The 26404-nt window shown below is 34.7% G+C and carries 24 protein-coding genes, 1 tRNA gene and 3 pseudogenes; 19 read left to right on the plus strand and 9 right to left on the minus strand.

What is annotated here, in order from left to right; all coding sequences use genetic code 11:
- The first annotated feature begins 81 nt into the window (after positions 1–81).
- The 3 genes and pseudogenes from ccsA (at position 82) to mscL (ending at position 4206) form a co-directional block, all read left to right on the plus strand.
- Positions 82–3412 (plus strand): annotated as a pseudogene (gene ccsA / locus N7U66_RS00595) (cytochrome c biogenesis protein CcsA).
- A 47-nt stretch (positions 3413–3459) separates the two neighbouring features.
- Positions 3460–3648 carry a hypothetical protein gene (locus tag N7U66_RS00600; RefSeq protein ID WP_267676896.1) on the plus strand — a complete coding sequence of 63 codons (189 nt, stop codon included), beginning with the start codon at positions 3460–3462 and terminating at the stop codon, positions 3646–3648.
- A 105-nt stretch (positions 3649–3753) separates the two neighbouring features.
- Positions 3754–4206, plus strand: coding sequence for a large conductance mechanosensitive channel protein MscL (gene mscL / locus N7U66_RS00605; RefSeq protein ID WP_267676897.1), 453 nt, complete (start codon positions 3754–3756; stop codon positions 4204–4206).
- 69 nt (positions 4207–4275) lie between these two features.
- On the opposite strand, the pseudogene N7U66_RS00610 reads toward mscL, so the two are convergent.
- From N7U66_RS00610 to N7U66_RS00620, 3 genes and pseudogenes are all read right to left on the minus strand, one after another.
- A pseudogene (locus N7U66_RS00610) lies at positions 4276–4612 on the minus strand (hypothetical protein).
- A 118-nt stretch (positions 4613–4730) separates the two neighbouring features.
- A complete protein-coding gene (locus N7U66_RS00615; protein WP_267676898.1) occupies positions 4731–5456 on the minus strand; it encodes a DUF3307 domain-containing protein in 726 nt (241 codons plus the stop codon).
- On the minus strand, positions 5453–6061 hold the full coding sequence (locus N7U66_RS00620; protein ID WP_313791353.1) for a transcriptional regulator: 609 nt from the start codon (positions 6059–6061) through the stop codon (positions 5453–5455). Before N7U66_RS00620 ends, N7U66_RS00615 begins: the two co-directional genes overlap by 4 nt.
- A 184-nt stretch (positions 6062–6245) precedes the next feature.
- On the opposite strand from N7U66_RS00620, the gene N7U66_RS00625 reads away from it, so the two are divergent.
- The 4 genes from N7U66_RS00625 to bshB1 all read left to right on the plus strand — a co-directional run bounded on the left by N7U66_RS00625 (position 6246) and on the right by bshB1 (position 9101).
- Entirely contained in the window at positions 6246–7394 is a 1149-nt protein-coding gene (locus tag N7U66_RS00625; RefSeq protein ID WP_267676899.1) for a trans-sulfuration enzyme family protein, read from the plus strand.
- A 97-nt stretch (positions 7395–7491) separates the two neighbouring features.
- The gene (locus N7U66_RS00630) at positions 7492–7695 is read left to right on the plus strand and encodes an RlmF-related methyltransferase (protein ID WP_267676900.1); all 204 of its coding nucleotides are present in this window, start codon (positions 7492–7494) and stop codon (positions 7693–7695) included.
- Entirely contained in the window at positions 7670–8317 is a 648-nt protein-coding gene (locus N7U66_RS00635; protein ID WP_267678582.1) for an RlmF-related methyltransferase, read from the plus strand. Before N7U66_RS00630 ends, N7U66_RS00635 begins: the two co-directional genes overlap by 26 nt.
- Before the next feature lie 67 nt (positions 8318–8384).
- A complete protein-coding gene (bshB1, locus tag N7U66_RS00640; RefSeq protein ID WP_267676901.1) occupies positions 8385–9101 on the plus strand; it encodes a bacillithiol biosynthesis deacetylase BshB1 in 717 nt (238 codons plus the stop codon).
- A gap of 66 nt (positions 9102–9167) precedes the next feature.
- Here bshB1 and N7U66_RS00645 read toward each other — a convergent pair.
- The 6 genes and pseudogenes from N7U66_RS00645 to N7U66_RS00665 all read right to left on the minus strand — a co-directional run bounded on the left by N7U66_RS00645 (position 9168) and on the right by N7U66_RS00665 (position 14520).
- Positions 9168–9243, minus strand: a tRNA-His gene (locus N7U66_RS00645).
- 725 nt (positions 9244–9968) lie between these two features.
- Positions 9969–11527 (minus strand): annotated as a pseudogene (locus N7U66_RS22400) (M28 family peptidase).
- Between the two features lie 82 nt (positions 11528–11609).
- On the minus strand, positions 11610–12263 hold the full coding sequence (locus N7U66_RS21165) for a M28 family peptidase (RefSeq protein WP_313791356.1): 654 nt from the start codon (positions 12261–12263) through the stop codon (positions 11610–11612).
- A gap of 141 nt (positions 12264–12404) precedes the next feature.
- A complete protein-coding gene (locus N7U66_RS21170; protein WP_313791357.1) occupies positions 12405–12647 on the minus strand; it encodes a hypothetical protein in 243 nt (80 codons plus the stop codon).
- Positions 12648–12760: 113 nt separating this feature from the next.
- Positions 12761–13177, minus strand: coding sequence for a hypothetical protein (locus N7U66_RS00660; RefSeq protein ID WP_267676902.1), 417 nt, complete (start codon positions 13175–13177; stop codon positions 12761–12763).
- Entirely contained in the window at positions 13174–14520 is a 1347-nt protein-coding gene (locus N7U66_RS00665; protein WP_267676903.1) for an exonuclease domain-containing protein, read from the minus strand. Before N7U66_RS00665 ends, N7U66_RS00660 begins: the two co-directional genes overlap by 4 nt.
- Before the next feature lie 521 nt (positions 14521–15041).
- Between N7U66_RS00665 and N7U66_RS00670 the strand changes: the two genes are divergently transcribed.
- From N7U66_RS00670 to N7U66_RS00730, 12 genes are all read left to right on the plus strand, one after another.
- Positions 15042–16052 carry a PAS domain-containing protein gene (locus N7U66_RS00670; protein ID WP_390886609.1) on the plus strand — a complete coding sequence of 337 codons (1011 nt, stop codon included), beginning with the start codon at positions 15042–15044 and terminating at the stop codon, positions 16050–16052.
- 56 nt (positions 16053–16108) lie between these two features.
- A complete protein-coding gene (locus tag N7U66_RS00675) occupies positions 16109–17356 on the plus strand; it encodes a PAS domain-containing protein (RefSeq protein WP_267678583.1) in 1248 nt (415 codons plus the stop codon).
- A 37-nt stretch (positions 17357–17393) separates the two neighbouring features.
- On the plus strand, positions 17394–17729 hold the full coding sequence (locus tag N7U66_RS00680) for a hypothetical protein (RefSeq protein ID WP_267676905.1): 336 nt from the start codon (positions 17394–17396) through the stop codon (positions 17727–17729).
- 102 nt (positions 17730–17831) lie between these two features.
- Entirely contained in the window at positions 17832–19340 is a 1509-nt protein-coding gene (locus N7U66_RS00685; RefSeq protein WP_267676906.1) for a PAS domain-containing protein, read from the plus strand.
- A complete protein-coding gene (locus N7U66_RS00690; RefSeq protein ID WP_267676907.1) occupies positions 19279–19923 on the plus strand; it encodes a sensor histidine kinase in 645 nt (214 codons plus the stop codon). The genes N7U66_RS00685 and N7U66_RS00690 overlap by 62 nt, the downstream gene beginning before the upstream one ends.
- Positions 19924–20006: 83 nt before the next feature.
- Positions 20007–20195 carry a response regulator gene (locus N7U66_RS00695; RefSeq protein WP_267676908.1) on the plus strand — a complete coding sequence of 63 codons (189 nt, stop codon included), beginning with the start codon at positions 20007–20009 and terminating at the stop codon, positions 20193–20195.
- Positions 20182–20379 (plus strand): response regulator, encoded by a 198-nt coding sequence (locus N7U66_RS00700; protein WP_267676909.1) that lies wholly within the window; start codon positions 20182–20184, stop codon positions 20377–20379. The genes N7U66_RS00695 and N7U66_RS00700 overlap by 14 nt, the downstream gene beginning before the upstream one ends.
- Before the next feature lie 14 nt (positions 20380–20393).
- Entirely contained in the window at positions 20394–23369 is a 2976-nt protein-coding gene (locus N7U66_RS00705) for a sigma 54-interacting transcriptional regulator (RefSeq protein WP_313791358.1), read from the plus strand.
- On the plus strand, positions 23350–23727 hold the full coding sequence (locus N7U66_RS00715; RefSeq protein ID WP_267676910.1) for a transcriptional regulator: 378 nt from the start codon (positions 23350–23352) through the stop codon (positions 23725–23727). The genes N7U66_RS00705 and N7U66_RS00715 overlap by 20 nt, the downstream gene beginning before the upstream one ends.
- A 187-nt stretch (positions 23728–23914) precedes the next feature.
- The gene (locus N7U66_RS00720; RefSeq protein ID WP_267676911.1) at positions 23915–24328 is read left to right on the plus strand and encodes a hypothetical protein; all 414 of its coding nucleotides are present in this window, start codon (positions 23915–23917) and stop codon (positions 24326–24328) included.
- 165 nt (positions 24329–24493) lie between these two features.
- Positions 24494–24775, plus strand: coding sequence for a hypothetical protein (locus N7U66_RS00725; RefSeq protein WP_267676912.1), 282 nt, complete (start codon positions 24494–24496; stop codon positions 24773–24775).
- A 45-nt stretch (positions 24776–24820) separates the two neighbouring features.
- The gene (locus N7U66_RS00730; RefSeq protein WP_267676913.1) at positions 24821–26278 is read left to right on the plus strand and encodes a hypothetical protein; all 1458 of its coding nucleotides are present in this window, start codon (positions 24821–24823) and stop codon (positions 26276–26278) included.
- Positions 26279–26404: the final 126 nt, after the last annotated feature.

Raw genomic sequence — 26404 nt, forward strand, 5'->3', positions numbered from 1 at the left:
CACTTATTTACGCCAACTCCTGTCTTTAAAAACAAACAAAAACCGCTATCTTTGCCCGAGCTAAATACAGCCTTGATTATTATGCAAAATAAACTCGCAAACATCCTCTTTTCTACACGTTTAACAGCCATTTTATTTTTTCTTTTTGCCCTCGCTATGGGTGTTGGGACTTTTATGGATGCCGGACAAGATACTTCTCCAACACCATTTTCGCGGTATTGGATTTATAATACCTTATGGTTTGAAGCCATTATGGCTTTTTTTGTGATTAACTTTCTTGGAAACATTTTTAGATTCCGCTTATATAAAAAAGCAAAGTGGGCCACGTTAACTTTGCACTTGGCTTTTATTTTTATATTACTAGGAGCCTTTATTACCGAGATATATTGGTTATGAAGGTAAAATGCCCATTTTTGAAGGGGAGACTGAAAACACGTTTCTCTCAGAGAAAACATACGTTTCTGCATTAATCAATGGGGATTATGAAATTGATGGCGTGCCACAACGCTTGCGTGTTGAAGAAAAAGTAGATTTTTCTGAACGCATAGACAATACACTAAATCTTCATACTAAATATGGGGATACACCAGTAAGCATTACCTTAGATAAGTTTGTGTCTAACGCTGAAGAAGACATCATTCCGGATGACACTGGTGATGGGTATTTAAAAATTGTAGAGGCCGGCGATGGGGCACCACACAATCATTTTCTTAAAGTAGGGGAGTTACAGAGTATTCATAATGTTTTAATCGCTTTAAATAAGCCCACAGAGGGAGCCATAAATATTACTTACCAAGGGGATTCGTTAAATATAAAGTCTCCTTTTGAAGGAGAATACCTTACTATGGCAACGATGCAACAAGGGAAGTTGGTTAAAGACAGTCTTCAACCTTTAGTCTTACGCTCACGTTATGTTATTGGAAATATGCAAATGGTATTCCCTAAACCTGTTGTTAAAGGCTACTTTGATGTGGTAAAAAAATCAAAACTATTGAAGAGTGATGAAGATGGCATCGTGGTTAATGTCACTGCTAACGGCGAAAGCAAGAAAGTGAATTTGCTTGGTGGTGTTGGGACTAACAACCAATGGAAAAAAGTGACTGTGGGTGGTTTAGCCTTCGATTTAAAATTTGGTTCTAAGGTTTTAGAACTGCCTTTTAGTATTAAACTAAACGATTTCGTAGCAGAGAAATACCCAGGGACAGAAAACAGCTATTCTGCGTTTTCTAGTCAGGTCACTATTGTAGATGAAGAAAAAGAGAGTTTCGATTATAAAATTTTTATGAACCACGTTTTAGATCATCGTGGCTACCGTTTCTTTCAATCCGGATTCGACAATAATGAAAAACGCACCATTCTTTCTGTGAATCATGACCGTTGGGGGACTTGGTTTACCTATTTCGGGTATTTCCTTTTATATTTCGGATTAATGGCCATCTTGTTTGATAAGAACACACGTTTCGCCGATTTAAAACGTGCATTAGATAAAGTAAAGGATAAGAAAAGTAAACTAGTCACCATTTTAGTATTAGGGGTTACCTTATCAGGATTTGCTCAAGAACAGCATAGTGAAGGCGATGGACATGATCACTCGGCGCATGCAACGGTTACAGAAGAAACAGTCAATATTAGAGAAGAGCAGGAGTTCTCATTTGCTGAAAATAAAATAAAGGTGGACTCTATTTTAAAGGCGAACGTGGTGCCTAAAGAAGAGGCTGAGCACTTTGGCGAACTGGTTATTCAAGATATTGGTGGGCGCATGATGCCTGTGAATACCTATGCTTCAGAATTTTTAAGAAAGCTAAGTAAAAATGATACTTATGAAGGTTTTACGGCAGATCAGGTGTTTTTATCAATACAAGAAAGTCCGCTGCTTTGGTATAATGTGCCTATTATTTATTTAAAGGCTAAAAAAGCCGATAGCATTAGAAAAATTATTGGCTTAGATGCGAGTGAAAATTATGCCACGTTGGGGCATTTTTTCACTAATCGTGGCGATTACAAATTACAACCCTATCTAGAAGAAGCCTACAAAGCGCAAATACCTACTGGATTTCAAAAAGAGTTTAAAGAAACAGATCAGCGTGTAAACTTATTATATAACACCATACAAGGGACTTCGTTAAGGATTTTTCCGGTACCTGAAGACGAAAATAATAAATGGATTTCTGCTGATGAATATAAGAAAAAAGGCTTCAAAGAAAAGATTTCAGATTCTATTTACGCCGGGTTTATAGCGGGAAGTTTTGATGTGTATTTGTATCGGCTAAATGCATCTAAGCAGTCCGGGGATTATACGGAACCTAATAAATTATTAGCCGCGTTTAAAAAGAATCAAAAGAGTCTAGGCAGCGCCGTCATGTTAAGTGATGACAAAATTAAAACCGAAATTCTCTATAATAAATACGATATTTTTAAGAAGTTGTTCAGTTGGTATATGTACGCTGGGGCTTTGCTTTTTGTCGTTCTAATTGTTCAGATATTTAAAGATAAAAGCAAAAAAATAAATATAGTAGTAACGTTATTAAAAGCAATAATAATAGGGCTTTTCATTCTACACACTTTAGGATTAGTTGCACGCTGGTATATTTCAGGGCATGCGCCTTGGAGTGATGCTTATGAATCTATGATTTATGTCGCTTGGGCAACCATGCTTTTTGGTTTATTAATGGGAGCAGCTAAAAAAACGTCTATAAAGAGTAAAATACTAGCCGCTTTCTTAAGTGTATTTACCTATACTTTTTATCGAAAAACATCAGACCTTACTATTGCCGCAGCAGCTTTTGTGACATCAATGATTTTAATGATTGCGCATTGGAACTGGATGGACCCTGCAATCGCAAATTTACAGCCGGTGTTAGACAGTTATTGGCTAATGATTCACGTGGCCGTTATTGTGGCCAGTTATGGCCCGTTTACTTTGGGAATGATTTTAGGTGTTGTGGTATTGCTTTTGATGATTTTTACCACTAAAAAGAATAAAGAAAAAATGCTCTTGAATATCAAAGAGTTGACGATAATAAATGAAATGGCATTAACCGTTGGCTTAGTGATGTTAACCATAGGGAACTTTCCGGGAGGCCAATGGGCCAATGAGAGTTGGGGACGTTATTGGGGTTGGGATCCAAAAGAAACTTGGGCCTTAATAAGTATTATGGTCTATGCTTTTGTTATCCACATGCGATTAGTTCCAGGCTTACGTGGCCGTTGGTTTTTTAATTTAATGTCTATCGTTGCTTTTGCGAGTATCATGATGACGTATTTTGGCGTGAACTTTTATTTGGCCGGATTGCATTCGTACGCCAGTGGAGATCAAATTGTGAGTGTAAAATTTATAGCAGTGACCTTAGCTATAGTGGCTACCTTAGGATTTTTTGCTTATAAAAAGTATGCTAAATATTATAAAAAGTAGAATTTTAATTTGATATTTATTACATTTAAGTATTAAACAGATGCCTCATGAACTTCTTTAAAAATTTCGGAACTGGTAATATAATAATGCTCTTACTCTGTATTGTCATTATTTTATTTGCCGAATACTTATTCCTTACAGGACACGAAATACATGGTATTTTTGTTGGGCTATGGGCGCCTACACTTCTTGGTTTTATGATATTTATAAAATTAGTGAGTAATGGAAATAAATAGTGTTAATAGCGTCATCCTCTGGTTTTCGGTAATTGTTTCTATCTGCTTAGTCATATGGGCGTATGCCATGATTCGGGAATTCAACAATAAGTTTAAAGATTAATTATGGGATTTCTAAAGGAATTTAAAGAGTTTGCCGTTAAAGGCAACATGATGGATATGGCTATTGGTATTATTATTGGTGCTTCATTCAATAAAGTCATAGATGTCTTGGTTAAGAAAGTATTAATGCCTCCACTTTCATTAATGAGTAATGGTCTTAATTTACAGGACAAAAAAATGATTCTTCGTGACACCGAAAGTGATAATGCTGGCAACGTTTTAGCAGAAGAAGTGGCTATTCAATACGGCGCATTAGCCGAAGCTTTTATTGATTTTATCATCATAGGAATTACCGTGTTTCTTGTTGTAAAAGCCATGAACAGATTACGAGAGCGGTCTCAAAACCCTAAGGATAAAACCGTAAAAACACCTAAAGACATTGAATTGCTTACCGGTTTAACTGAATTAATGGAAGAACAAAATAAGCTATTACGCGCGCAAACTTTAGAGAAATAAAAGCATAAAAAAAGCAACAAATTAGTGGATGTTTGTTGCTTTTTGAATAAACTATAAATGAATGTGAGATTATAGTTTTATTAATGTTTTATTCAGGTTTAAGTCATTCAACATGTCGTTGGTAAACTTATAGTGTCCTTTTTTGGTAATGATTCTAAACCTATGATCGTTCATTCTTGATAACACATCTAAAAAGCGCCATTTTGTTTTAAGGAGCCTTTGTTTTTCACTTTTAAGTCCTATTTCAAAATAATACTTTCTAGTTCTTCTTGTGGCCGTAATGTCTCGGTGTAATTTTAATATCACCATCTTTTTTTACATAAGACTTAGGGGATTCAAAACCTTCAATGTCAGCTTTGATATTTTCAAAACCTAAATTTTGTAAGTAGTTTACTGATTCCTGGATAAATGCTTCGTTTTCTTTTTTTCTGTATGTGTCATAATACCTCTAAATTACATTAAAAGTGCTTTATTATCTGTTAATGGGGTGTTAAAGCATTCATTTTTAACGTATTTTAAGAATTCTACACGTTGTTTGTAAAATACAAATAGCACAGTCCTGCTATGATAGCGAGCATAAAACTAACAAGCGTTCCAATTAATACATACTCGGTAAGTTTGCGGTCTTTAGCCTTAGATAAATCTCCAAATCTAAAAATGGACTTAGCGGCCATTAAAAAACCAACACCTTCCCAATGGTCTGTAATAATAAATAGAAACACAAAAAGGCGTTCTAAAACACCAATGTAAGCACCTGCATGTTCCAAGGAATCTATGCTATCTTCATCTGCCGTATCTAAATTCCATTTAGAAATGATAATTTTCATAAAAACAGAAGCCACACTGGTGGCAAATAATAGAAAAGTTAAAAAGATAATGGTTTTAGGCGTTACTAGCGCGCCTAAACCCAATGGGTATGTGGTATAATATGCTGTTACGAGAAATAAAACCAGCAGGTGTGCCATTTGATCTATAAAAAATAAAAGTCTGGTGTTTTTAGGGGTGTTTAAATGAAGTTTAATAACATCAATACTATAATGAGAGACGATAATGATAATAAACCCAAGCCAATAAGATGCAAAGTCCGCTTTCAATACCATAACCAGTGCAACAAAATGAACAAGAATATGGTAGTATAGGAATTTTGATTTATGCTTTTTATCCAGTTTATGAGTCACCCATTTTTTAGGTTGAAATAAAAAATCTCCAATAAAGTGAGCGAGTAATAGTTTTACAAAAAAGAGCATCATAAGGTTTGAGTTTGTTGTTCGTAATAATTTAGTAGTTTTATTATTTCATCATAGCCGTAACGTTTTAAACCTGCACTAATATTGCTTTGCGTTTTTTCAAGAAGTTTAGCCAGCTCTTTTTGATTATAATTTGGATGTTCTAAAGCCGCCTTTAGCGTCTCTGCAGCGGTTGGGGTCCAGTTATCTGTGGTAAGTGCTGCTAAGTCAATCATAATATTTAAAGGATAATCTATGGCATCATGTCCTGTTTCTACAGCTAAAGTATTTCGTTTTAAATGTTCAAAACAATGCCCCGAGTTTATAAATGCCGTCCCATTGGCTTCGGTGATTTTGTCAGCATTATGAGATTTGGTGCCAATACCTATAGCCATTCTAACATCGATGTCTGAATTTTGCTTTATCGCAGCTTTTATTAATAAGGCGGCTCTTAATCCTTTGGTTTTATTTACTTCCAATTGAAAGCTATCGCCTCTAAAAATTTCCCACGATTTAGGTTCGCCTCCGTATTTATTAAACTCCTTTTTTAAAACAGGTAACCATTCTTTGGGTTCACTATCTCTCGAGTTTATTATATCTCCTGTAATGATACTGACTATTTTCATCATTAAAATTTTAATAAATATACTAAAATTATTCGCTTTTGAGCGAATAATTAGAAATATCTGCTTTAAAGCGAATAATTAAAAATATCTGCTTTAAAACGAATACAAAGCATTGTAATACTAATAAAGTGGGGTATATTTTTAAAAGAGAATAAAACCAATCCGCGACAATTACTATCTTTACCGTATGAGTAAAAAAGAACTAGGTTTAAATACCATTTGTACACACATTGGCGAGATAAAAGACGAACAGTTTAAAGGCGCGATATCTCCCATTTATTTGTCTTCTTCCTATGAGTTTTTAGATGTAGATGTTAAACGTTATCCACGCTACTTTAACACACCAAATCAAGAATATCTATCAAAAAAAGTAGCTGCTTTAGAACATAAAGAAACCGCTATGATTTTTGGATCTGGAATGGCAGCCATTAGTCATATGTTTTTAGCTTTTTTAAAATCCGGTGATCATATCGTCGTGCAAAACACATTATACGGGGGTACCAGTAATTTTATACGAGAAGAATTTCCAAAGCTTAATATCGGCTTCACTTTTACAGATGGATACGCTGTTGAAGATTTTGAAAAAGCCATTCAGCCCAATACAAAATTGATTCATATTGAAACTCCTTCTAATCCCTTATTAACCATTACAGATATTAAAGCGGTAGCGCAATTAGCGCAATCGAATTATATTGTTACCAGTATCGATAATACCTTCGCCAGTCCTGTAAATCAAAATCCAGCCGATTTTGGGATTGATTTAATCATGCATTCAGCTACAAAATATTTCGGTGGACATAGTGATATTTGTGCTGGAGCAGTGGCAGGTTCGAAAGAACATATGGACCGAATTTGGAATGTTTCTAAAAACTATGGAGGTAGTCTTAGCGATTTTACCGTTTGGATGTTAGAACGCAGTATGAAAACGATGGGATTACGTGTGAAAGCCCAAACTAAAAATGCAAAGAAAATGGCCAAGTGGCTAGAGCAGCATGATGCTGTTAAAAAAGTGTATTATCCAGGCTTAAAAAGCCATCCGCAACACGAACTGGCAAAAGCGCAAATGAAAGGGTTTGGAGCCATGCTATCCTTTGAATTGATAGCATCTATTGACTCTGTAAAATTTCAAAAGGCGCTTAAACTCATAAAAGCATCCATGAGTTTAGCAGGTATAGAAAGCACCATGCTGAGTCCTGCACAAACATCTCATTCTTTATTAAGCCAAGCAGAACGTGATGCCATAGGTATTAGCGACGGATTGATTCGTTTTTCTGTAGGAATAGAATCCGTTAGAGATTTAAAAGACGATATTGAGCAAGCGTTAAAACAATTATAAATTTATTCCCTGTCTTTTTTGCATAAAAATAATAAACATAACAAGGGCTACGATTTCGAAAAACTAATTAAAGTGCTTCCGCGAGTTAGCCGTTTACGTGTCCCTAAGCAAACAAGGTACTGATACCATTGATTTTGCGAATTCAAAAGCCGTAAAGCTGCTCAACACGGCTCTTTTAAAAGCAGATTACGGCATTCATTTTTGGGAATTTCCGAGACGAGAATTTATGCCCACCCATTCCTGGACGCGTAGACTATATACATGTTATAAACGACCTGCTACAGGCTTCAAAAATAGATAAGAAGCCTATCGTTTTAGATATTGGTACAGGGACCAATTGTATTTATCCTTTGTTAGGACATGCAGAATACAATTGGAGTTTTGTAGCTTCAGATTGTGATGAGACGGCTATCGCTTTCGCGGAAAAAATAATACGCGAGAACAAATTAACAGAAGTTGTTGAACTTAGGAAACAAAAAGAACAGGAGCATGTTCTTAAAAATATAATTGCTCAAACCGATCGCTTTGAAGCGAGCATGTGCAACCCGCCATTTTACAAAAGTGAGTTAGAGGCCTTTGAGGCTACAAATAGAAAGCTCAAAGGATTAGGAAAAGAGTCTAGTTCCTTCACGAGAAATTTTGCAGGTCAAGCTAACGAACTGTGGTATAAGGGAGGTGAAAAGGCCTTCTTACATACCTATTTATATGAAAGCTCCTTTTTTAAAAAGCAATGCTTTTGGTATACGTCATTAGTTTCAAATAAAGCGCATATTAAATCGATGTATACCTCTTTAACCAAATTGGGGGCTACATGTATTAAAACGATTGATATGGCGCAAGGCAACAAAAAGAGTAGAGTAGTGGCCTGGTCTTTTTTAACAGAGAAAGAGCAAAACAATTGGGTAAGGAATAATAGACTTTAGGGACTAACAAACTTAAATATGCACATAATAAGACTCCTGTATTAATAGGAATAAAAAATAATTTTAAATGAAATTAGACATATTAGCCTTTGGGGCACATCCTGACGATGTAGAATTAGGAGCGGGTGCCACCTTAGCAAAAGCAGTTAGTGAAGGTAAGCGCGTAGGGATTGTCGATTTAACAAGAGGCGAGTTAGGAACGCGTGGTACTGCTGAAACACGGGATAGTGAAGCTATAGCTGCAGGAAAAATTTTAGGCTTAAGCATACGAGAAAACTTAGCCTTTGCCGATGGTTTTTTTAGTAATGATAAAGCACATCAACTAGAGATTATAAAAATGATACGCAAGTATCAACCAGAACTGGTGCTATGTAATGCTATTGAAGACCGGCATATAGATCATGGGAAGGGGAGTCAATTAGTGAGTGATGCCTGTTTTTTGAGTGGGTTGTTAAAAATTGAAACACAATTAGATGGAAAGTCTCAAGAAAAATGGCGACCAAAACAAGTGTACCACTACATACAATGGCAACCAGTAACACCGGATGTGGTTGTTGATGTTTCCGGATTTATTGAAACTAAAATGGAATCTGTTAAAGCTTATAAAACACAGTTTTACGATCCTAGTAGTAAAGATCCTGAAACACCCATTACAAGCAAAACTTTTATAGATAGTATTGATTATCGCGCAAGAGATTTAGGTCGATTGGTAGGCGTGGATCATGCGGAAGGCTTTACAGTAGAACGTTACGTAGCTGTAGAGAGTCTTTTTGATTTAAAATAAAGCGTTTAAAATCTAAATGTAAAGCACAAAAAAAGTCTTCAATATTATTGAAGACTTTTTGCTTTTGGGTGGAAGACCGGGTTCGAACCGGCGACCCTCGGTACCACAAACCGATACTCTAACCAGCTGAGCTACAACCACCATTTAACGCACTATTGCTAATGCGAGTGCAAAGATAATTTATTAAATATTTTCTACAAAGTATTTTTTTAATAATTTATATCAAAAAGGAAATTTTATTTCTAACGGTCTGTTTTACAGTTGTAATGATGGCTAAAAAATATACCTTTTCAGTCTATGGGATTCTTTTTGGTAACCAAACATGTTGTAAACAAAACCATCTCAAAACAAGCCGGTTAGATGTCTCAATCGTTGAAAATAGCGTCCAAAACCATCAACCTTTACCAGCTAGGTCTATAGCGTAAAAAGAAATTCAGGATTTTGTTAAAAATAAATGTGGTTTCTATTAGGAGAATGGATTGAACCTCAAGTAAGTTTTTATTAGATCCATATATAAACGATAAAAGACAGCGGTATGGGCGTGTAGAGCAACTTTATATACTTTTTAACGGTGTAGTCTTGAGTGTATGCTGTTAGTTTAAAAATAAGTCATCAGCAACGGTAGACTTCTGTTTTTTTTAAAGTCACAGTTTCGCAAGATATCCAAGGAAGCGCATGGTGTTGTTTTATTCCATTCCATTATTTAAAATACAAAAGACTCAATAAACCATTTGGTTTTCTTGAGTCTTTTGTTCAGGTTCTAAATAAATGTACTTCGGCTGTATCTAGTCTAAGTTTATTATTTTTTAACTGCCTATAAAAAGTGTTAATCAGGTCTAACAGTCCATTAAGAACATCGAGCTTACATTATTCAACAACTTTATCCACAACAATTTTCGCGTCTCTGTTAGCCAATTCCCAGGCCGTGTAAAACACCAAACGCGTTCTGTTTTCTAACAAATCGTATTGTATTTTGTCAGGCGTATCACTAGGCTGGTGGTAATCATCGTGAGTACCATTAAAGTAAAAAATTACTGGAATATTATTTTTCGCAAAGTTGTAATGGTCACTTCTGTAATAAAAGCGATTGGGATCGTTCTCAGCATTGAATGTATAATCCAAATCGATATTCATGTATTTGGTGTTTACCATTTCTGAGATGTTGTGCAACTCCGAACTTAGTTTGTCACTACCAATGAGGTACACATAATTTCTATTTTTCTTTTCACGATTTGGATCTGTACGACCAATCATGTCAATGTTAAGATCTGCAACCGTATTGGCTAAAGGGAAAATCGGGTCTATGTCTGTATAATATTGAGAGCCTAAAAGCCCCTTTTCTTCGCCTGTTACATTAAGAAAAACGATAGAACGTTTAGGGCCATGGCCCTCGGCTTTTGCTTTTGCAAACGCCTCAGCAATTTCAAGAACGGCAACAGTTCCGGAACCATCATCGTCAGCACCGTTATAAATTTCCCCGTCTTTTATACCTTCATGATCTAAATGAGCGGAAATAATAATGTATTCGTCCGGTTTTTCACTTCCATGAATAATTGCTGCTACATTTTCTGAGGCCAATTGTTTAGAGTTATTCTTGTAATCAATGGCGATGTTCGAACTTAAAGATTGTGCTTTATCATTAGTGGCTATGTCGTTAACTAAGGCTTTGCCGATTTTATCATTTACAATAAAATATAGCATATCATCTGCATTTCCAGCTAGAACCATACGACCGCTAGATCCTCCAAAACGTGCTGCTGCCATAGCATAAATTTCAGGATAATAGAACAAAACGGCTTTGGCTCCTTTTTTTGCTGCTACTTCTTGTTTAGATGCAAATTGTTGACGAAAGTTAGACCATTTTGACGCTTCAGTAGTTCCTGAAACCGCAAATATGCCCTCATCATTTTTTGGTTCACCGATTTAAATAACACAACTTTACCTTTAACATCAAGGTTTTCGTAATCGGAATAGTTGTTATCTTCAATACCATAACCTGCATAGACCACTTCACCAGCACTTATAGAAGTGTTTTTACTAGAGGCTACAGAAACATAGTCGTCAATAGCAGTAAAGGCTTTTCCATCTATGGAAAGCGTTACATTAGGGACCGACATTACTTCTAAGGGTACATTTTGAAAATAATCACCATCTGTCTTTGCTGCAGGGATACCATCTTCTACATAATGCGCTTTAAGAAAATTCACAGCCATTTTCTGACCTTCTTCTCCTGTTTCCCTACCTTGAAACTCGTCAGAAGCATAGGTGTATAATAATGTTTTTAAATCGGAAGCTGTAATAGTTTCAGCATAGGTTACTGGATTCGCAGAAACCTTAGGGCTGTTTTCGGCTTGACTTGGACTACTAGAAGAACCGCAAGCGACCATAATTGTAGCAATAGAAAAAAAAGATAGTACTCTTTTCATGAGATAGATATAAAGTTTATAGACAGTAAATGTACAAGAAATAAAGGCCTAAACGGACTCGCTTTAACACTTTTTAACAGGTTTAAAGCGCATTGTTATGTATTAAGAAGGTCTCCTTGTTGGCCAATTGCCATGCTGTAGCAAAAATGAGTTTGGTCCGTTTTGTTAATAAGTCGTAGTTAATTTTATCCGGAGTATCTGTGGTTTTATGGTAGTCGTTATGTTCTCCATTAAAATAAAAAATAACTGGAATATTGTTTTTTGCAAAGTGATAGTGGTCACTTCTGTAGTAGTAATTATTGCGATCATTTTCATCATTATACTTATAATCTAATTCTAAATTAGAGAAAGTATTGTTTATTTTTTCTGATATAAAATGAAGTTCCTTACTTATTCTATCTGCTCCAATAATATAAATGTAGTTAGGTTTTTTTTTGTGTGCTTTATCGACACGACCGATCATGTCTATATTTAAATTAGCCATGGTTTTATTTAATGGATATACAGGGTTTTGAACATAATAACGAGACCCTTGAAGCCCGATTTCTTCAGCGGTGAGATGTAAGAATAAGAGACTGCGTTTTGGAGAATGCCCCGCTTTCTCGGCCGCTTTAAATGCTTGTGCAATTTCCAAAATAGCCATGGAGCCGTAACCGTTGTCATCTGCTCCAAAATGTACTTTGTTGTTTTCTAGTCCCAAATGGTCTAAATGACCGTGAAATGATAAGGACTTCATCCGGTTTTTCTTTTCCTTTAATATAGGCCAATACGTTTTCTGTTGCCTGGATGTCCTTCGGAAGAAAGCTCAAAGGAATGTTTTGAAAATATGTTGAGTCATTAATACCTGGTTGTATGTCTTCTTTGATGTAGAAGTCTTTTAAAAAAGCAGATGCTTTTTTCGGCCTTCTTCTCCAACACCGCGACCTTGAAAATTTTCTGATGCAAACGCATATAAATTTGTTTTTAGTTCTTCAGCAGTTATCGTTTTCGAATACTTCTCAATGAGTAAACTGTCTGTAATGAGGACACCATTCTGTAAATTTTCAATTTTTGTTGTGTATTTGGTTTCTGCACAAGAACCAATTAACGTTAAGATACTAAGTATGATTAAGGATTTCATTCATGAAAATTTGAATGTCAAATATATATAATTTAACATAAAAGAGACGGGTTTCCTTATTCAGAAATAGCGCTATTATTAAGTTACGCTCTCGTCTTAAATACGGCTGTTAGTTAATACCTGTTGATTTGAATAATAGATAGAATAAATACGGCAGTCCAAATAATAACACGAAGCCAATTATAAAGAACTAGTTTAAGTAATAATTGAGAGTTACTGTTGTGGTGAGATAGTTTTTTATGAAGTGGGATAAAAAAGACAACTGTTGAAATCCAAGCCGGAATGACCAACACCAAATGCCATCCAGCAAGAGGCATTACCTTTAGATACCAACTATAAATCGAGATAACCAATTGTGATAACATAAGGGGAGCCACAATGAGGGCCATGCGCATCGTGTAGTGACTATGCCGGAGGTACAACTCTGTTTTATTGAAGTATTTAAAGGCAGGATAGATTAATAATTGTACCATCCGGATTAACACGACTAAGCCAAAATCGATGATGAGTTGTATGATATTCCAAGTCATAGCTTACCAAAATCTTGTAATACTGTTCGCAATATTTTTTGCACGTTGTTATTGTCTTTCTGTCTAATTAAAAACGGTTCTAGTGCTTCTTCATGAGAAATCTGTTCGCTTTTATCTACAAAGCCGTAACCTAAATAGGTGCCATTTTTAATGAGCACAAAGGCCTCTTCTTGTGCATGCCTTCCTTGTTCTTTTAAGACCACATCTTTATTTTGAGTCACAATCTCACAAATGGCATTGGTAACACGTGAGTTGTAATTTTCTACGGATTCTTCTCCCTTACAGACTCCTTTGCAATTCTTAATGATGTAATGAGAACACGTCGTTACACCTTCTTGCAAATGACAAAATTTAGGACATAAACCAAACCGTTCACAAACGCGTTCTAAAAACAATCTGGCGTCTCTCAGACTAAAAAAAGTCATGATAGGGTTTGGGGTTGTTTTCGCATTATTAATGGCGATATGCATCACGTCATTTCTATCTTGATAACTGAATAAAGCGAATTCTTTTATTGTGTTTTTTGCTACGGTATTATACTGCGGAAAATGATGTTTAATAGCTGCATCTTCCATCAATAGTGCAATCAATTCACTGCCCGATAACTCAAAATCAACATCGGCTGTTTCTCGAACCATATCTAAGGATTTTTGAGCCTTACTATAAAAGTGACTGAGTACTCGCTTTTTTATGTCTTTGGCTTTGCCTATGTAAATAATTTGACGCTTTTTATTCTTAAAATAATAAATGCCAGCCGCATTGGGAAGCGTATTAAAGACCTGATTAGGAAGGTTAGGAGGTAACGTGGCTTGTTTATTGTTTTTGTTTAGAAAGTGCGTAAATACGTCATGCGCTTTTTCTTGTTCTTGTAGTTTTTGAAACAAAATAACGGTCGCTTCGGCATCCCCTCTTGCGCGATGCCTATCCACCAAATTAATCTGTAACGCAGTGCATAATTTACCCAAACTGTAGGACCGATGTCCAGGTAATAATTGCCGGCTCAACCGCACGGTACATAATTTCTTTCTGTCGAAATCTAAATCAAGTAATTTGAATTCGTTTTTAATCACATTGTAATCGAAATTCACATTGTGTGCAACAAAAACGGTGTCTTTGGTAATATCTATAATCTGTTGCGCGATATCCTTAAATTCCGGAGCATCGACAACTAATGCATTATCAATACCCGTTAACGCAGTAATGTGATCTGGAATATAGCAGTTAGGATTTACCAGAGACGTAAATTCATCTATAATTTTTTTACCATCGTATTTAAACACCGAAATCTCGGTAATACGATTGGTTCTTCCAGTAGTTTCAACGTCGATAATGGTGTAGTGCAATTTTTTTGCTTTTAAAGAACACAAAGATAAGAAATAGCACACATTTTATTGTGCTTTTAGTGGTCAACACGAAAGTTAATCGTCTTTTGCAGCACCTGCTTCTGTTTGCAGTATGAACACATTTTACAGTTCCATTTATTAATTTCATTGCTTTTACTGCTTCTAAGTTTATATTTTTATTCATTCATAAGTGTAAAAAATATTTTAACTTTTCATTATTAAAAAGAGCCATGAAAACGGGTATAGGTCGAATTTATTTATTTTTGATTCACAAAATAAAAGGTTATATTTAATATTATTGTATTATGGACTGCGATAATTTAAATAACTAGCAAAAATGGTTATTGAGTATATGTGAAAACTGTATTATAAGTGCCCAGCTCAACCAAATCATAATATGACTATATATACTACAGTACTTTTAGAGTTTTTATTTCTTGCCTTAAGTATTCTTTTTTTATTTAAACAGAGATCCAGATTGGGTTTAGCACCATTGTATATTATTTTAGGGACTATACAATGTGCTCAAGCATTTTCTCGGCACTACAATAAGTTTTGAATTGTTAGGTATGTATACTATATACCCAGGCTCTGTCATTATCTTTTCTACAGTGTTGTTTGCTGTTTTATTAATTTTTATAAAAGAAGGTGTTAAAAGTGCAAGAGCACTAATTATAGGGGTTATTATTTCAAATGTTTTATTATCGGCCTTATTTGGTATTACCTCTCTTCAAGAAATTGTTTTAAGGTCGTCAACCAACGGCTACCTAGAAAAGCCGGTGTTTATTTTAGATTACAGCTATTTTATGGTAGGGACTATTATCTTATTAATAGATTTTATTTTAATGGTTATTCTATACCAGTTTTTAATGTCTAAAATTAAGAGCAACTATTACTTCTTCATTCTTTTTATAGCCTTAGCCTCAGTATTAATTTTCGATGCTTTTGCTTTTAATATTTTACTTAAGTACCATGCTCCAGATTTTGAAACGTCATTAATAGGTCATATAATTGGAAAGCTGGTTGCTGCTTTTATTTTTTCTATAATTCTCTACCTTTATATTAAATATATCGATACAGAAGATAAAACCACAGGACTTCTCTCCGATCACAATAGAGGTATTTATGCCATATTAAGGTATCGAAAAAAATATAAGGACCTTAAATTAGAAAAGGCACAAGTAGAGAAAAAATTAGTCTCCCAATTAGAGGCCACCTTAAACAAAATTTCTGATGGTTTTATGTCTTTCGATACGCATTGGTGCTTTACTTACATAAACATCAAAGCAGGCGAATTTTTAGGTAAAAAACCAAAAAATTTATTAGGAAAACACATTTGGACTGAATTTCCTAAAAGTGTGGGATTACCGTTTTATGAAGCTTATCAAAAAGCGGATAAAACACAGACGACTCAGAATTTACAAGAGTATCATGAAGGAATCGATAAGTGGTATGAACACCGAATTTATCCTTCAAGCAATGGGCTAAGCATTTATTTTACAGATATTACAGAACAAAAAAAGCTGAATTAGCTCTAAAAGAAAGTGAGCATCATCTTAGAGCCATACTTGAAACAGAGCCGTAATGTATAAAACAACTCAATAGAAAAGGCGAATTTATTTATTTAAATACCGCGTGCTTAGAAATGCTTGAAGTCGAAAGCATAGAAATGGTGAAAGGTAAATCTATTTTAAGTTTCATTGGGCCTAAACATCAAGAAGCTTTTAAAAAATTAATAGCAGATGTGCTTAACGGCAATGAAACACATCTTGTATTTCAGTTAAAGGGACTGAAAGGTACCGTTAGATGGTTAAAAATTCATGCGGTACCTTTTAAAGAGGTAGACGGAAACATTGTTTCGTTTCTAGGCGTGACAAGAGACATTACTAATCGCAAGGAAGTGGAAAATCAGGTCACTAAAAACGAAAAACTTTTCCGCCATCTATCATCTAACGCTCCCGTAGCGATATTTCAGACAGATACAGAAGGCGTTTGTAATTATGTGAATGAAGAATGGATAAAATATGCCGGACTGTCCTTTAATGAGGCTATGGGTTATGGCTGGTCTAAAGCTATCCATCCGGAAGATAAAGAAAGAGTATTGCGTGAATGGAAAGGGTCTGTACGCGATGAAATTGAGTTTGTTTCAGAACATAGGTTTCTAACAGATAATAAAATCACTTGGTTGTCTGTTAAAGCGGTAGGGACATTCGATGCGCAAAATAACTTGTATGGTTATATTGGTATGGCCTTAGATATTACGGAACAAAAAAAGGCAGAGAAACTGTTAAAAGAAAATAGAGAGTATCTAGATAATATTATCAATAATATTGGTGATCCCGTATTTGTTAAAGACGAACAAAGCCATTTTCTTTTAGCAAATAATGCATTTTACAAATTGTTTAAGCGTTCAAAAGAAGAAATTTTAGGTAAAACGTTTGCTGAAGATGTTCCTCGAGAAGAAAGAGAGCGGTATTTAAATATTGATCAACAAGTCATCTCTAAAGGTGTTGAACATGTTCATGAAGATAGCTTTATAGATAAAGGAGGGGAAACCCGATTTATTTCCACAAAAAAAACGCGGTTTATAGATGAGAGTGGTAAAAAATACCTCATTGGAGTTATAAGAGATATCACCAACCAAAAGACGGCAGAAAAGCTATTGTCAGACAGCAAAAATCATCTGGATAATATTATCAGTAATATTGGCGATCCTTTATTTGTTAAAGATAAAGACAGTCGTTTAGTTATTGTTAATGATGCTTTTTGCGAAATTTTTAATCTTGATCGCAAAGATGTGATTGGTAAAACCTTAGCAGAAAACGTATCTCCGTGAAGAAAAAGAAATTTTTCTGCGCATTGATAAGCAAGTAATGACCACGGGTATTGAAAATATAAATGAAGAGACCTTAACATTAAAAGGAAAAGAAAAACAAATAATTTCGACAAAAAAAACCCGATTTATTGATGCTAGCGGACATAAATATCTGATCGGCATTATTAGAGATATTACGACACGTAAAAAAGCAGAAATAGAGTTAGAGCACTATAGAACTAAACTCGAAGACTTAATCAAAATTAGAACCGACGAGGTGAATTTGAAAAATGAAGAATTACAACGCATGAATAAATTGTTTGTTGGAAGGGAATTACGAATGAAAGAATTGAAGACTATTATTAAAGAAATGCAATCAAAAAATGAGAATTAAATCCCCGACTAAATTAAGGAACCTTTTTAATTTTTCTTTATCATGAAAAACAGCATGGTATATCATTTCTTTAAAAAACCGCTGGTAGCTGGTTTTACCACTTTGATAATTTTAATTTTTATTACCCAATATATTGCTTATCAAAAGTATTTACTTAATGAAAATGAACAAAAAAAAGAGATAAGCAATCGTGTAGATTTAATTAAAGAAAAACTACAAGCATTGGTGATGTATAGCTATTCAGCTACAAAAACGCTGGCCTATATTGTAGAAAGAAATGGAATCCCCGCAGATTTTGATGCGATAGCCATTGAATTATTAGATCGTTATAAATATTTTGATGTTGTAGAATTGGTAAATGGTAAGGGGGTCATTACGCACGTGTATCCATTAGAAGATAATGAAGTGATTGGCTTTAATATTTTAACAAGTGCAGAAGCGAGTAGTGGAGCACTGACTACGATAAAGCGGAAAGATTTTTTTATTGCTGGTCCCATTAACCTCAAACAAGGTGGTGTTGCCATTATAAGCAGACAGCCTATCTTTATAAATGAAACATTCTCAGGCTTTTCAGCAGTAGTTACTAAACTGTCTACTTTTTTTAATGATCTCAATATCGATACTTCCAGCGATAGCAATTACATGTATCAATTATCAAGGGTTAATGAAGATACTGGTGAAGAAGAGTTTTTTCTTGAAAACGATATGACCTCTTTTAAGTCATTTGCAGTCCCTATAGAAATGTCGTTTGGTGAATGGAAACTTTATGTGGTACCCGTGCAAGACACATTAAATACCGCTTTCTGGTTTGGAATATTTGGTTGTATCATCTCCATTTTATTTAGTTGGGCGGTTTGGTTTTTTGCAGGTCAATCCCAACGATTCAATACCTTAATGCATACTAAACTGGCTAAACAAGAAGCGCAATTAAAGTTGATGTATGACACCACGAGTCGGCAAATAGAAAAAAGTGAATCTAATTTAAACCAGGCACAACAGATTGCTAAGCTGGGAAGTTGGGAGCGGGATATAAAAACAAATACATTGTCTTGGTCGAGAGAAATGTTTAGGATATTTGAAAAAAACCCTGAAACCTTTGAGGTCACCCGCGAAACGTTCCTTGATGCGGTATCTCCCGAAAATAGAGATATGGTATTAAAAACATATACAGAATCTGTAAAAAACAGAACTCCTTATCAATTAGTTTACCGTTTAGATCTTGGTGACAAAAAAAACAAATATGTCAATGAACAATGTGAAACATTTTATGATAAAAATCAGAATCCTATAAAATCGTTTGGTACCATACAAGATATCACAGAGCGTTTCAATAACGAAAAAGAATTATTGGTTTATAAAAACGATCTGGAGAGATTGGTGGAGATACGAACCGAAGAACTTAATGATAGTAAAGAGGCCTTATTAAATCTTCACGGAGGACCTAAATTTTCAATCTGTTGCCTTAGAAAAAGAAAAAGTAAAAGCACAATCGGCAGATTTAATGAAGTCTGCATTTTTAGCCACCATGTCACACGAGTTAAGAACGCCCATGAATTCCATTATTGGCTTTACCGGAATACTTTTAAAAGAATTAGCAGGACCCTTAAATGACGAGCAAAAAAAGCAAATAAAAATGGTTAAAACCAGTGGCGAACATTTGTTAGGCTTAATTAATGATGTGTTAGATATCTCTAAAATAGAAGCAGGTAAATTAAGAGTGTCCTATTACCCTTTTAATTATTTAGAATCCTTAGAAAGGATCATAGATTTTTTATTGCCGCAAGCCTCTGCTAAGGGGTTGATTATCACTACGGAAATAACAGAAATGACCATTACACTCGTAAGCGATGAAAGGCGTGTGGAGCAAATTTTATTAAACTTACTTTCTAATGCCATAAAATTTTCAACCGATGGAAAAATCTTAATAAAAGTGGACGTGAAAGAAGATTTTTTGATAACACAAGTAATAGACCAAGGTATTGGAATAAGTGAAGCTGATATTATTAAATTGTTCATGCCTTTTATTCAACTTCAAGGCGGGTTGAGCAGAGTTCATGAGGGGACGGGTCTTGGGCTAGCTATTTGTAAAAATTTAGTTGAAAAATTGGGGGGTACCATTCATGTACACAGTCAAATAGGAAAAGGTAGTAATTTTACATTTAACTTGCCATTAGAACCACCAGAAAATTTATAATAAACATGATAATTCATTTTTTATTTAAAAGTAATATATTTAACAATTAAGGGATTACCATTAGAATTAAAGGTCAAAAAAATATGAAGCCAACTATTTTAATAATTGAAGATAACGAGCAAAACATGTATATGTTGTCCTATTTGCTTTCTAAAAGTGATTACAATGTTATTGAAGCGTATAATGGCATTGAGGGGTTAAAAATAGCACATGAAACACATCCTGAAATTATTTTGATAGATATCCAACTGCCGAGATATGGATGGTTATGAAATATGTATAAAATTAAGACATAATGGGTTGCCTAAAAACACCACAATAATAGCAGTCACCTCCTATGCTATGGGTGGAGATAAAGAAAAGGCCATTGAAGCGGGAGCAGACGGGTACATAGAGAAACCGATTAACCCCGATACGTTTGTAAAACAAATGGAACATATTTATAATGCTAAATAATTGAATTCAAAAACATGAAAACTATATTAATAGTTGATGATATATTTGAGAACATCTACTTTCTTAGAATAATACTCGAGAAGGCAGGTTATTCAGTTATTGAAGCTAAAGATGGCAAGGAGGGCTTAGACCTATTAGAAAAAAATAATATTGATTTAATTATTTCTGATATTTTAATGCCGGTTATGGATGGCTATATGTTTTGTCAGGCTTGCAAAAAAAACAAAGATTTTAAAAACATACCCTTTCTTTTTTACACCTCGACTTATACCGAAAAGCCCGATGAAGATTTTGCTTTAAAACTAGGCGCGAATCATTTTTTAAGAAAACCAACAGATCCGGATGTTATACTGGATTTAGTTCAAAGGTTATTAACGGATGATGCCCCGTTACCTAAACCAGATAAAAAGGCACCTTTTACAGAACAAGAGGTTTTAAAACTTTATAGTAAACGCTTAATAAGTAAATTAGAGCAAAGGAATTTAGATCTTGAAAATGAAATTTCAGAACGAAAAAAAGCAGAGCAAACCTTAATTAAGGAGAATGAAATTTTAGATTTAATCGCTAGTAATAGTGCCCTTAAAAAAATTTTTGATCGTATTCTTTTAAACTATCAAGCGCTTAATACTGATAATTACGGTTCCATTAGTTTACTTCAGGAAGACGGTATTCACCTTGAACTTGTTTCAGCCCCCTCATTACCTAAGCCATTTATTTTGGCGATTGAATCTGTGGTAATAGGAGAAAACGTAGGGTCTTGTGGCCGATCAGCATTTATTAAAAAACCTGTTATTGTCTCAGATATTGGTTCAGATGCGCTTTGGGACGACTATAAAGAGATCGCATTAAAGAACCAGTTAAATTCGTGTTGGTCTATTCCTATACTTTCAGACAAAAATCAAGTTTTAGGGACATTTGCAATTTATAGTCATGAAATTAAATCTCCATCTTTGGGAGATATCCGCGAATTAAATTCTGCAGTACGATTAGCACGAATTGCCATTATAAAATTCAATATCATGGCAGAAGTTAAAAAGAAAGATGAATCTTATAAATCATTAATTGATCATGCCAGTGATGCCATAATAACCTGCTCATTTGATGGCGAGATAAATAATTTTAATAAGGCGGCTTCGAGCTTTCCGGGCTATACAACACATGAATTTTCAAAATTGAAAATTCAAGATATTATTATTGGAGAGGTGATTCGGTATCCTAAAAATAAAGAAAAATTGCTGGCAGGGAAATCCGTACTTACCAATAGACAATTCCGTTATAAAAATGGAACCATTATAGAAGTGGAGATTTCTGCTAAATTACAAAAGGATGGTCTCATTCTTGGAATTATTCGGGACATTACCGAGCGTATAAAGGCTGAATTGGATTTAAAATTGGCTAAAGAATTTACAGATAATCTGGTCATGTCTATGCAAGAAGGATTATTGATTGTTAATCTCGAAGGTAAAATTATAATGGTTAATGATTCCTTTTGCGATATGCTTGGGTATACTAGAGAAGCCCTAATAGGACTCAACCTGCCTTATCCCTTTGCCAAAGCGGAAGACTTTGAAGACATGTCCAAAACTAAGGAAAAAGTAGCTGCAGGAGACATATCTTCTTTCCAATTTGAATTTATCAGGAAAAGTGGAGAAAAATTCTTGGCTTCCTTTTTATCAGGAAACATAAAAAATGATACCGGCGAGGTCATCGCTTTGTTTGGCACCGTAAAAGATGTTTCTGAAGAAGAAAGAGTGAAACGAATTTTAGAAGCGAACGTGGCTAGATCTAAGCAAAAGAAAGAAGTTATTCTAAAATTAGCGCGTCTTGTAGGTGAAGATTTTGATGTTGCCTTAAAAAGCATAACAAAATTAGCAGCGACCACACTTAAAGTGGAACGCGTGAGTATTTGGAGCTTCAATTCTAAAAAAACAGCCATTTATTGTGAAAAATTATTTATGTTAAGTGATGGCTCACATACCAGTGGTCCAGAATTAAAAATGGCAGATAATAAGACCTATTTTAATGCGCTAAATAAAGAGCAAGCCATCCTTGTTCCTGATGTTGTTGATGATAATATTACCAAAGGGCTTACACAAGATTACTTGATTCCTAATAATATAGCGTCCCTAATGGATGTTTTTATAAATAGTACAGAAGGCTATTATGGGATTCTTTGTTTTGAGCATGTTGGTAAACCTAGAAAGTGGACTGCCGATGAGCAGGAATTTGCCTCGTCTATTGCAAGTATAGTCTCTTTAATGGTGGAAGGACAGGAACGTAAACAGGCCGAAAAAAACCTGCTGTTAGCGAATTCAGAACTCTCTAATGCTAATTTAGAACTCAATGCCTTACGTGAGCAATTAGAACAAGAAAACGTGTATTTACGTAATGAGCTAGACTTGGTTTTTAATTATGAGGAAATGGTTTACGGCAGTGAAGCATTTAGTAATGTCCTCACAGAGGTTGAAAAAGTAGCACCTACCTCGGCGACAGTATTACTATTAGGTGAATCTGGTACTGGAAAAGAATTATTAGCCAGGGCTGTCCACAATACCAGTTCACGTAATAATAAGCCATTAATAAAAGTCAATTGTTCTGCGATTCCTAGAGAATTAATGGAGAGTGAGTTGTTTGGCCACAAAAAGGGCTCTTTTACAGGTGCGATTGATGATAAAATTGGAAAATTTGAATTGGCAGATGGGGGCACTTTATTTTTAGACGAAATTGGTGAGTTACCATTAGATATGCAACCCAAAATATTACGTTTTTTACAGGAGGGTGAAATTGAAGTGGTGGGAGGGACTACCGGATTAAAAAAATTAGATGTTCGCGTTATAGCTGCAACCAATAGAAATCTTAAAGAAGAAATAGAGAAAAAACAATTTAGAGAAGATCTATATTTTCGTCTTAATGTCTTTCCTATCGTAGTACCGCCACTAAGAAATCGTGTGGAAGACATCCCATTTCACGGTGGAGCATTTTATAGATAAGTTTAACAAATCTTACGGGAAAAACATCAAGTATATTGCAGATGAGGCTATGAGTAAACTAAAAGCATACGATTGGCCGGGTAATATTAGAGAACTGGAGAATTTAATTGAACGCGCTTCTATATTATCAAACAGCGACATGTTAGTAATACCAGGTTTTGAATCTTCGACACATACAGCAAAACCAATTAATAATAAAGACCTATCCTTCGAAGTCGCGCAACGCAACCATATTATTCAAGTATTAGAGCAATGTGACTGGAAAATAAGTGGCTCTAAAAGCGCTTCGACCTTACTTAAATTAAAGCCAAGTACCTTGCGTGATAAAATGACAAAACTGGGTATTGTAAAACCTTAAGCAGTCACGGTATACCGTTTATATTGTATTTCATCTTTCAAAGTAAACGTTATACCGAGTTTTTCGAATGTGCTTATATTTATCTAAAAACACACAAAGTGTTAATTTGTAGGTGTTTAGACTTTTTTTTATCTCTAAAATACATTTTTGGCATTGCTCTTGACTCTTGTTTATCAAAGCAGGAACAATGAAAGACAATAAACTAGTAAATGATATTAAATTTTGGGTAGACCAAAATGTAATCCATTGCAGCATACCTAGTGGTTTTGAAGCGAATAGTCTTGAAATGGATTTGGAAGCTGTGTTTTTTAACGCCATTTCAACATTATCAAACGGGAAATATTTGCCACTTCTTATTGATATGGAAGCGATTGAGTTTTCGCTTTCTATTAAACTTTTTAAGTTTTTATCTAAGAACTCACTCATAAAAACGGTGGTACTTTCTAAAACCTTTTTGGTCAATTCATTAATATTGAAGGCCTTTCTATCTTTACATAATTTCACATACGATCCTGTTGTTCCCAATACCATTTTTAATGATTTTAGTTCAGCCATCAAATGTTGTAATAAAAACGTTATGGTATTTAATGCATTAAGTTAAAGTGTTTATGGGAAATAGTATTGAGGTTGGACACGCAAAATTCCGGACTGATAACAAAGACATTCTTTATTGTCAATTTAAAAATGATAATCCGAAACTTAAATTAAATCCGAAACAGTAAAATTATATATAGATGCTATCATTACATTATGTAATGGTAAAGCCATGCCTTTTTTTATTGATGTTAGAAATTCTCGTGGGACGTATTCTTCTTCTGCTGCGAATTTATTGGCTAAGTCACCAGCTTTAATGAAACTAAGAATTTCTGAAGCATTCATTCTCAATTCTATTGGAATAAAATTATTGATAACATCGTATAAAAGACTATACAATCCATCCACACCATTTGCAGTTTTTTCTGATATAACAAAAGCAGAAGCGTATTGTTTAGAAACAAAAAACAACTATTACCGGATTAATGAAATAGAATTCTCCAAACTCGTTTAGCGGTACTTCTCAGATACCTCAAATTACAAAAATAATATATTAATCATGAAGAGTATTAAATATCAACTCATTATATTAACAGTAATAGCCTCTATTTGCTGTAATTATGGGGCCTTTTCTCAAGTGGGTATTGGAACCATGTCTCCGGACGCGTCATCAGCGCTTGACATTAATTCCACAACTGGCGGGGTTCTAGCACCAAGAATGACAACTGCTCAAAGAATAGCTATTGCAAACCCAGCGAATGGGTTACTTGTTTTTGACATAACAGAGAATGCGTTTTATTTTTATAAGGCGACCGTGTGGACAAAAATGGATGCTGTAGTACGAGACAACTATAAACTTATAAAGTCTATCGCAGATTTAAGCGCAGAACTTACTGCGGGAGGAGGGTCTAAATATTTACTATCAACTAACACGCTCTATGAAATAAATGGAACCATATCGTTGGCTTACCCCATAGAACTTAATAATGCCTATGTAGTGGGACGAGATGCCAATGAAGATAAATTGGTTAAAACGGGAGGGACTATGTTCACGGGAACTACAGGTGGAACCATAAAAACCTTAACCCTTATTGCTTCGGGCGGTACTGTTTTTGGTTTAATCGGTAGTACTACTCAAAATATAATTTTCAGGGATTCTATAGTTGCTAATTCGGCATCAGTGGGCTCTATAAGTGGTTATGGGATGGTATTTTTTAGTGTTATTCAATATTCGGGAAATAATAATGGAATCACCTATACTAATATCACCGATTTATTATTGAGTAATACCGCTTGGGCATTAAATAATTCGGGTACCTATGAGACGTTTACGGGGACTTTTGGGTTAATTAAAAAGCAAGGCGGCTATTTTAAAATAGATGGTGCCAATATAGGGATTGATGTGAGTAGTAATCCAACAGTTAATATTGGCATCATGGATGAGACTACTTTTAGTGGTACCAGTACGCAGTATGTAAAGAAATATACTACAGGATCTTATGCTGGTTTTAATTTTACTAATGCATGGACTGTAAATTGTCCTGGAATACCCGTAGAGTTTGACGGAGTGGCTACAGGAAATATCTATTTTAATGGCCCTATCACTTTTGGTTTTGTCCAAACCATCACCAATAATAATCCACTCAATTTAGCAGGTAATGGTAATACCAACACGACGACGGCTGTCAATTTATTAAGAATCGCCTCATCTCAAGATAATAGAATTACCTATTTAGGAAACAAAAAGAGAACCTTTCAAATTAATGCGACATTATCTATTAGAGGAAACCTCGGCGTGGGTGATTATTATGCCTTTTTTATAAGAAAAAATGGGTCGACTACCTTGACCGAAACCAATTCATTAATGCGAATCAATAGTACCACTGACATATCAAGTAATGCTATTTCAGGGACTGTGGAGTTGGCACCAAATGAGTATATAGAAATTTGGGGACAGCGCTTAACAGGTTCTCGGTACGACCTCTATAACCGTATTTTCATTGAATTTAAATATTAAATAATAGTATTATTAACGACAGGCTTATTGGGAGGTAAGTCTTGTTTAAAAGGCCTCTTTTTACGCTGTAAAGAGAGGTTTTTTTATGTAAAGAGAAAACCTAAATACCACCATAGGCATAATAAG

Origin of the sequence: Lacinutrix neustonica (genome assembly GCF_026625145.1) — a bacterium.
In the GTDB taxonomy this organism is placed as follows: domain Bacteria; phylum Bacteroidota; class Bacteroidia; order Flavobacteriales; family Flavobacteriaceae; genus Lacinutrix; species Lacinutrix neustonica.